This is a genomic window from Schaalia meyeri (assembly GCF_900105015.1).
GTDB classification, from domain to species: Bacteria; Actinomycetota; Actinomycetes; order Actinomycetales; family Actinomycetaceae; genus Pauljensenia; species Pauljensenia meyeri.
Map to the genome: position 1 here is coordinate 232842 of NZ_FNLK01000010.1, position 8504 is coordinate 241345.

At 63.8% G+C, this 8504-nt stretch carries 7 protein-coding genes, 1 tRNA gene and 1 pseudogene; all 9 read left to right on the plus strand.

Going from position 1 to position 8504, the window contains the following annotated elements; all coding sequences use genetic code 11:
- The gene (locus BLT68_RS05275; RefSeq protein WP_074633196.1) at nucleotides 1–1764 is read left to right on the plus strand and encodes an ABC transporter ATP-binding protein; all 1764 of its coding nucleotides are present in this window, start codon (nucleotides 1–3) and stop codon (nucleotides 1762–1764) included.
- A 262-nt stretch (nucleotides 1765–2026) separates the two neighbouring features.
- Complete coding sequence (gene rplJ / locus BLT68_RS05280; protein WP_050695212.1) at nucleotides 2027–2548, plus strand: 50S ribosomal protein L10; 522 nt, start codon at nucleotides 2027–2029, stop codon at nucleotides 2546–2548.
- 92 nt (nucleotides 2549–2640) lie between these two features.
- Entirely contained in the window at nucleotides 2641–3021 is a 381-nt protein-coding gene (rplL, locus tag BLT68_RS05285) for a 50S ribosomal protein L7/L12 (RefSeq protein WP_003792291.1), read from the plus strand.
- Nucleotides 3022–3456: 435 nt separating this feature from the next.
- A complete protein-coding gene (locus BLT68_RS05290) occupies nucleotides 3457–4251 on the plus strand; it encodes a MerR family transcriptional regulator (RefSeq protein ID WP_074633197.1) in 795 nt (264 codons plus the stop codon).
- Nucleotides 4252–4864: 613 nt separating this feature from the next.
- A tRNA-Asn gene (locus BLT68_RS05295) sits at nucleotides 4865–4939 on the plus strand.
- A gap of 211 nt (nucleotides 4940–5150) precedes the next feature.
- Nucleotides 5151–5507: an MGMT family protein gene (locus BLT68_RS05300; protein ID WP_074633199.1), complete on the plus strand. Its 357-nt coding sequence runs from the start codon at nucleotides 5151–5153 to the stop codon at nucleotides 5505–5507.
- Between the two features lie 188 nt (nucleotides 5508–5695).
- Nucleotides 5696–7213: a sugar ABC transporter ATP-binding protein gene (locus BLT68_RS05305; protein ID WP_050695209.1), complete on the plus strand. Its 1518-nt coding sequence runs from the start codon at nucleotides 5696–5698 to the stop codon at nucleotides 7211–7213.
- Nucleotides 7210–8214: an ABC transporter permease gene (locus BLT68_RS05310; protein ID WP_050695208.1), complete on the plus strand. Its 1005-nt coding sequence runs from the start codon at nucleotides 7210–7212 to the stop codon at nucleotides 8212–8214. Before BLT68_RS05305 ends, BLT68_RS05310 begins: the two co-directional genes overlap by 4 nt.
- Nucleotides 8215–8311: 97 nt before the next feature.
- Nucleotides 8312–8504, plus strand: a pseudogene (locus tag BLT68_RS05315) (BMP family ABC transporter substrate-binding protein); the annotation flags it as partial.

Genomic DNA, 8504 nt, shown 5'->3' on the forward strand with positions numbered 1-8504 from the left:
ATGTTCGGCATTCTCTCCCGACTGCGCGAGCCGTTATCCCGCGAGGGGCGCGCCAGCTTCGCGCAGACAACCGTCCTCTCCTGCATCGTCGGCGTCATCCGCGGGCTCTCGCTCGTCGCCTTCATTCCCGCCGCGATCGCGCTCACCTCGTCGGGTCCGGCGTGGGGCCTCAGCCTGCGCGCGTGGATCGTTGTCCTCGCGCTTTGCGCCGTGGCCTCGTTCATCGTGGAGTACCTGCTCGCCATAACTTCCTACTCGGTGGCCTTCGACTTCCTGACCAACATGCATCGCGCCATCGGCGACAAGGTCGCGTCCCTGCCGCTCGGCTCCTTCAGACCCGACACGGCCGGCAAGACATCGCGCCTCGTGTCCCGCGAACTCATGGTGCTCGGCGAGGTCTTCGCGCACATGTACTCGCCCTTCGTGGCCTCCATCCTGACCTCGCTGACGATGCTCGTCGGCATCACCGTGTTCTCCCCTCTCCTCGGGCTGGCGTGCCTGGCCGCCATCCCGATCATCATCGGTGGCCTGTACGTCTCCCGATACTTCCTTCGCGCGGGCACCGCCATCGAGGAACCTCCCGCCAGGGAGCTCTCGCACCGCATCGTCGAGTTCGCGACCAAGCAGGGGGCTCTCCGGGCGTGCGGGCGCTCCGCCACCTTCGAACCCCTCCAGCACGCGGAAGATACCTACGGGGCCGCGGCCCGCCGCAGCCTCATCCGTTCGACGATCGGCCAGATCATTAATGGGATGGCAGCGCAAGTGGTCGTTGTCGCCCTCATCTGCGCGATAGCCCTGCTGGCGGTGGGGGGCCGCGTCGGTGCCGTCGAGGCGATCGTCGCCATCGGCCTCCTCCTGCGCTTCACCCAGGTCCTCGTCGATGTCGGCATGCTCGCCTCGGCCTTCGAGATCAAGCGCCCGGTCCTGAACCTCAGCCACGAGATTCTCTCCGCGCCCGAGCTGCCATCCCCCGACGAAGGCGAGAGCTACCGACTGCCGCCCGGCACGTCCGGCGCGACCGTGGCCCTGGAGGACGTGTCCTTCTCCTACCAGGCCGACCACCCCGTCCTGCGCGGCGTGAGCTTTCAAGTCGAACCCGGCACGATGACCGCGATCGTCGGACCGTCGGGGTGTGGAAAGACGACCATCGCTCGCCTCGTCGCCCGCTTCTATGACGTCGATTCCGGCAGCGTGCGCGTCGGGGGAGGAGACGTGCGCGAGTGGTCGACGCCCGACCTTATGGCCCAGCTCTCCCTCGTATTCCAAGACGTCTACCTCTTCGATGACACCCTCGAGGCAAACGTGCGCGTCGGACGGGCCGATGCGAGCGAAGTCGACGTCAGGGAAGCCGCCCGCCTCAGCGGAGTCGACGAGATCGTCGCGCGCCTGCCCCTCGGGTGGGACACTCCCGTCGGCGAGGCCGGGCGAGCCCTGTCCGGAGGCGAACGCCAGCGCGTCTCGATTGCTCGCGCCCTCCTCAAGGCCGCGCCCATCGTCCTCTTCGACGAGGCCACCAGCGCCCTCGACCCAGATAACGAAAGCCATATCACCGACGCCATGGACGCGCTGCGGCGCGACGCGACCCTGATCGTCATCGCACACAAACTGGACACCATCACGGCGGCCGACCAGATCGTCGTCCTCGACGAATCCGGGACCGTCGCCCAGATCGGCACTCACGAGCAGCTGCACGCGGAAGCCGACGGGCAATACCGGGCGTTCTGGGACGCCAGGACCAGGGCAACCGGCTGGCGAATCGTCTGAGGCAACACGCGCGAAGGCCGTGGCCGGATGGCGCTCCTGTGCGCACCGGCCACGGCCCGCTCTGTGAAACGTACCCCGTTGCTTGCGCGGCGATGTCCCGGCTGCTAACCTGATCCGTGCCGAAGACCGTTGGTGTCCACGCTAGTGGAGGAAAATCCAGCGCAGGTGAGTGAGCCGCCCCGCGGCATTCGAGCACATGCCCGACACGATCCTGCGTGTCGGGTTTTTTCTTGCCTGCGGTCACGTAACTGGAAGGAGGACCATGGCGAAGTCCGACAAGGTGGCAGCAGTCGCCGAGCTCGTGGAGCGTTTCCGCGCAGCCGACGCTGTCCTGCTGACCGAGTACCGCGGCCTGACCGTCGGCCAGCTGAAGCAGCTGCGTCGCGGCCTGGGCGAAAACGCGACCTACGCCGTGGCAAAGAACACGCTGGCGCGGCTGGCGGCCAAGGAGGTCGGCCTCGACTTCCTGGCTGAGGACCTCAAGGGTCCCACGGCCATCGCTTTCGTCTCCGGCGAGCCCGTTGAGGCTGCCAAGACACTGCGTGATTTTGCTAAGGACAACCCCGCCCTCGTGCTGAAGTCCGGCGCGATGGACGGCGCTCCCCTGAGCGTCGAGGCTGTCAAGAAGCTTGCCGATCTGGAATCCCGCGAGGTCCTGCTGGCCAAGGCCGCAGGCGTCCTCAAGGCCAAGATTGGTCAGGCGGCGTTCGCATTCAACGCTCTGCCCGTCAAGGCAGTGCGCACCATCGATGCTCTGCGCGACAAGCAGAGCGAAGCGGCCTGACGAGACAGGCCATGTTTCACGATCCCACCCGGGCCGCGTGAAACACCCCAACATTCTGCACTCGTGCAGGCCAATCAGGAAGGATGCCACTCATGGCTAAGCTCTCCAATGACGAGCTCATCGCAGCTTTCAAGGAAATGACCCTCATCGAGCTCTCCGACTTCGTGAAGCTCTTCGAGGAGACCTTCGACGTTGAGGCCGCTGCCCCCGCAGCCGTCGCCGTTGCCGCCCCGGCCGCCGACGCCCCCGCCGCCGAAGAGAAGGACGAGTTCGAGGTCGTCCTCGAGTCCGCCGGTGACAAGAAGATCGCCGTCGTCAAGGTCGTCAAGAACCTGGCCGGCCTGGGCCTGAAGGAAGCCAAGGATCTGGTTGACTCCGCGCCCTCCACCATCTTCCCCGCCGCGAAGAAGGAAGACGCCGAGAAGGCCAAGGCTGAGATCGAAGAGGCCGGCGGCAAGGTCACCCTTAAGTGACCGTCCCGGTCTGATTCGTTCCGACTTCCACCCACTGGGTGGGCGAACCCCGTCCCGCATCTGCAGGACGGGGTTTGTGCTTGCCACGCTGCCTGCTTGCTGCTCTTTTGTGTCCGTGGGCGGTGGCCCGCCCGCTCGATCGCCACACGCGAGCCTGACGGCTCGGAGTGATCGATCTCGAAGCCCGGCCAGGCCCCGCCACCGCCCACGAACACCAACAACCAACCAGGCCCGCATGAAACCCACACCACCCCCACACCGCCAAAAACCCCAAAATCCAAACCAAATCACCACGCAGGGGCGGCCACAGTTTCACCCCCACCCACAAACACCAGCAACCAAAACCCCAAGTCGCCCCGCAGTCCCGCAGCGACCTTCAACCGGGTAGGCATTGGATTTGACCATGACGCGGCGTGAGGCTTTTGAATCAATGTCATGAGCAACAACGACACTCTCTACACCGTCGGCGAGGTAGCTGAACGCTTCGCGCTGACGGTTAGAACACTGCACCACTGGGAGGCCCAGGGGCTCCTGATCCCCGTTGAGCGAAGCTGGTCGAACTACCGGCTGTACTCGGCTGAGGACTGTGCCCGCGTGCAGCGGATCGTCATCTACCGTGCCACTGGCATGAAGCTGACGGACATCAAGGCTCTCCTCGAATCCGACGAGTCGGGTGTGTCGCACCTCAAGCGACAGCGAGAGAGCCTCGTTGCTCAACGTCAACAGACGGACAAGATGATCGAAGCCATAGACATATTGCTGGAGGACACAATGAACGACAACGCTCTGACCGTGGAAGAGATCGGCGCGATCCTGGGGGATGCCGACTTTGCGGCCCATCAGGAGCGGGCAGAGGAATGCTACGGCGATACCGACGACTGGAAAGAGTGGCATCGCCGCACCGCCTCGTGGAGGGAAAGAGACTGGCGGGCCAACGCCGAACGGATTCAACAGATCGAATCCGACCTGATCGAAGCGATCCGTGACGGCGTTGCTCCCGACAGTGATCGGGCGGCCGAGCTCGTCGACGCACACCGAGAAGCCCTGAGCGAGTACTTCCCCGTGAGTCCTGCGAAGCACTACCTGATCTCGTGCGCCTACGTCTGCGATGAGGGCTTCCGCTCCCACTACGACTCCCAGCAAGAGGGTTTCGCCCAGTGGCTCGCGACCGCGATCGAGTACGTTGCGCGCGACAGCGGCGTGGACACGGACAATCCCAAATGGGAATGAATAACCCCTCGCCGCGCAGCTGAGCAGCGCTTCCCGGGGGCTGCTGTCCTGCGCCGCTGGTTTCCGGCCGCCCCTGGCCATACCCTCGGGTTCTGGCCGCCGCGGGGCCTGCCCGCCCGCTCGATCGCCACACGCGAGCCTGTCGGCTCGGAGTGCTCGCTCTCGAAGCCCGGCCAGGCCCCGAGGCGGCCTTCAACCGGGCGGCCTTCAACCGGGCGGCGCGGTAATGGAGCCTCGGGGAGTACGGGTGTGTCGGCACGCCCTCACCGGGGCGGTGTTGGTTTCCGTCGGCGTGCCGTCTCGCCATGGTGCCATGATCAGGGTCTTAGATGAGCCCCGTAAGGCCGGGAATGCACTCGCGCGTGAAACCGGCGTCGCCCCCGCTGGTGGTTGCTTTTGCCGGTTGAAACCGTGGCCACCCCTGCTGTGGTGATTCGTCGCAGAATCGGCTGTTTTCCTGAGGCGGGGGTGGTCTTGGTTTCAAACTCGATCTGGGGGCTATACCGGGGGTGGAACGCCGACGCACTCAGCCGGTGATGCGCGACATAAGCCTGGGTTCTCATCCAAGTTGCCAGGCTATAGGCCGCTCTGCTACCATCTTCTTTTGTCGCAATCCTGCGTAGCTCAACGGCAGAGCATCCGACTGTTAATCGGACGGTTACTGGTTCGAATCCAGTCGCAGGAGCCACAGCCCCGAGTTTTTGCAAACTCGGGGATTTTTGTTTACCGCCGATCCGCGCGCGGGCGTGGCGCCGACGTGCAACCGCCCCGAAGTTTTCGCGCAGGGCTCGAGGCGTCCGCGCGCCAATGAGTGCCCCTGTTCGGGGGCGAGGCAAACGGGGCAAGGTGAGGAAAATGGCGTGAGGCAAACGAGGTAAAACGAGGCGAGGGGAGCCGGGATGAGGGAAGAGCTGGTCGAGGCCGTCCTGCGGATAGTGGAGGCGATTCCGCCGGGGCGGGCGGCGACCTACGGGATGATCGCGCGTGCGGTTGGTACGAGTCCGCGCGTTGTGGGGCGGATCATGCACGATTGGGGCGGTGGTGTTCCGTGGTGGCGCGTCGTGAGCGCTCACGGAACTTACCCAACAACTATTCGGGATAGTGGCCTCGCTGAGTGGGAAAAGGAGGGGATGCCTCACGATGTGATGCGGGGGAAACTCTTACTCGACCAGTGTGCTGTTGAGCAGGAGTGGCTGGATTGCGTTGGGCGGATTATCGTTGATAATCTGCGAAATAGTACCGAATTATCAGACTAGTGTGGGGCGCGCTCTGTTGCGATTTGATTACGCGATGGCGGATCGGGGTCGCGCCAGAGACTGTGATGCTCTACGCTTAAAGGGACGCCAAAGAGGGCGTTCTCTCGGAACTGTTTTCGTTAGCGTTAACGAAACTGGGGGAGCAAACTCCAGAAACAGAGAAGTTACTGGTACCCAAGGGGTGAGAAGTGACGAACTTATTAGAGCTCAAAGGGATCTCAAAGACGTTCCCCGGTGTGAAGGCGCTGTCCGACGTGGACCTCGACCTTCGCCCCGGCGAGATCTTGGGTCTCTGCGGTGAGAACGGGGCGGGCAAGTCCACGCTCATGAAGGTCCTCACCGGCATCCACAAATCCGACCCGGGCGGCGAGATCTGGCTGCAGGGGGAGCGGGTTGATATCCAGTCGCCCGAGCACGCGCGCGACCTGGGCCTGTCGATCATCCATCAGGAACTCAACATTGTTCCCGACTTGACGGTCGCCCAAAATCTGTACATCGGGCGTCCCAACACGTCCAAGTGGATGTACATCAACGACAGCCGGATGATTCGCGACGCGCGCGAACTGTTTGAGCGCCTCAACATGGACATCGACCCCACCGCGCACTGCAGGGATCTGCCAGTCGCGCGCCTGCAGATGGTCGAAATCGCCCGCGCGCTGTCTTTCGATTCGAAGATCCTGGTCATGGACGAACCGACGGCGCCGCTGACCACCACCGAAACCGAGTCTCTTTTCGAGCTGGTCCGCGATTTCGTCAGCCCGACGACCGGCCTGATTTTCATCACTCACCGCATGCCGGAGCTCACCGAGCTCACCGACCGCATTTCGGTGCTGCGCGACGGGAAGTACATCGGCACGGTGGACACGGCCTCGACGCCCATGAGCGAGGTCGTCAAGATGATGGTCGGCCGCGAGGTTCCGGCCGACGCCCGCCCCACCACCTCGCCCCTGTCGGACGAGGCCGTCCTGCGGGTTGAGCACCTGTCGACCGTCAAGGCTGTCCACGACGTTTCCTTCGAGGTCAAGAAAGGCGAGATCCTCGGTTTCGCGGGCCTGGTCGGCGCCGGACGTACCGAGGTCGCGCGCGCCCTCTTCGGCGCGGATCCCCACACCGAGGGGGACATCTACGTTCACGGAAAGAAGGTGTCGATCAAGAGCGCCTCCGACGCCGTGAGGAACGGTATCGGCTACCTGTCCGAGGACCGTAAACAGTACGGGCTGCTCCTGGATAAAGACATCTCCTTTAACACGGGCTTGGCGGCCATGGACCATTTCACCAAGGGAACGGTCGTCGCCACGCAAAAGATGCGCCAGGTCGCCCAGGAATACGTGAAGAAGCTGCGCACCCGCACCCCCAGCGTGGACGTTGAGCTGCGCAGCCTCTCGGGCGGTAATCAGCAAAAGGTCGTCGTCGCCAAGTGGCTGGAGCGTAACTCGGACATATTGATCTTCGATGAGCCGACGCGCGGCATTGACGTGGGCGCCAAGGACGAGATCTATACGCTGCTGGAGGACCTGGCGAAACAGGGCAAGGCCATCATCGTGATCTCCTCGGAGCTGCCCGAGGTCCTGCGCCTGGCCAACCGCATCGCCGTCATGGCACACGGCCGCATCATCGGCACCCTCAACAACGAGGAAGCCACCCAAGAAAACATCATGGAACTGGCCACTGTCGGTCAGGAAGAAGCGAACGGAGAAGTTGCGTGAGCACCGTCGTCGACAACAAGGGACTGGAGGCGCCGTCGCCTGTCAGGACCTTCCTGAAGAACAACATGCAGCTGCTGCTTGTCACGGTTGCCCTGTTCGTCATCCTGCTGTTCTTCAGCATCGCAGCCAGCGGCTTTGCGAAGCCCAACATCTACCTGGATATCGTTTTGCAGTCCGCCTACACGGGCGTCATGGCGCTGGGCGCGACCTTCGTGATCGCAACCTCCGGCATCGACCTGTCCGTGGGCACGGGCATGAGCCTCGTGGCCGTCATGGCGGGCATCTTCCTGGCGGGGGACAAGATGAACCTGCCGCTGGGTTTGGGCCTGCTCCTGACCCTGCTGGTGGGCATGGCGATCGGGCTGGTCAACGGCCTGAACGTCTCGATCCTGGGCCTGCCTCCGTTCATCGCAACGCTCGCGATGATGATGGTCGCCCGGGGCCTGGCGCTCATCATTTCAAACAAGGCCTCCATCACGATCGCCAACTCGGGTTACAAGGCCATCGCGCGCGGCGAATTGATCCCGCACGTGGCGAACGCCGTCCTCATCTTCGTGATCCTCACGGCCCTGGCGACCTTCCTCATGAACAAGACCCTGCTGGGGCGTTACTCTCTGGCGATCGGCTCCAACGAGGAGGCCACCCGCCTCTCCGGCGTCAACGTTCGCCTCTGGAAGATCATCATCTACGTGGTCGCGGGTGCGTTCATGGCCATCGGCGCGGTCCTGTATTCCTCGCGTGGCGGCCTGGTCCAGCCGGCTGAAGGCGTGGGCATGGAGCTCAACGTCATTGCTGCGGCGGTCATCGGCGGAACCTCCCTCTCGGGCGGTCGCGCCTCGATCCCCGGCGCGCTGGTGGGCGCGATCATCATGGAGACCCTGAAGAAGGGCCTGACTATGATGGGTATTGCCGCCGAATGGCAGTTCGTCGTCACCGGCATCGTCCTGCTGCTGGCTGTCGTCATCGACAACATCCGCCGCGTTCGCGAGAACGCCGCCTGATCCCCTTTCCACATCAGAATCACCCATCGTGGACCGACGTCGGTCCGCACACACAATGGGCGGGAATGGCCCCGCCAACTCCACGAAAGGAACACCAATGCGCCCCATCGGACGTATCATCGCCGCCGCTGCCGCCGGCTCTATGGCCCTGGGTTTGGCTGCCTGTACGACCTCGACGGATTCCGCCGACTCTAAGAATGGCTCCGCAGGCCAGTCGTCGGGTGCCAACAAGGTCGACACTTCCGGAAACCAGCAGGATTGGGAAAAGGCCGCCGTGAAGGGCGACGGCA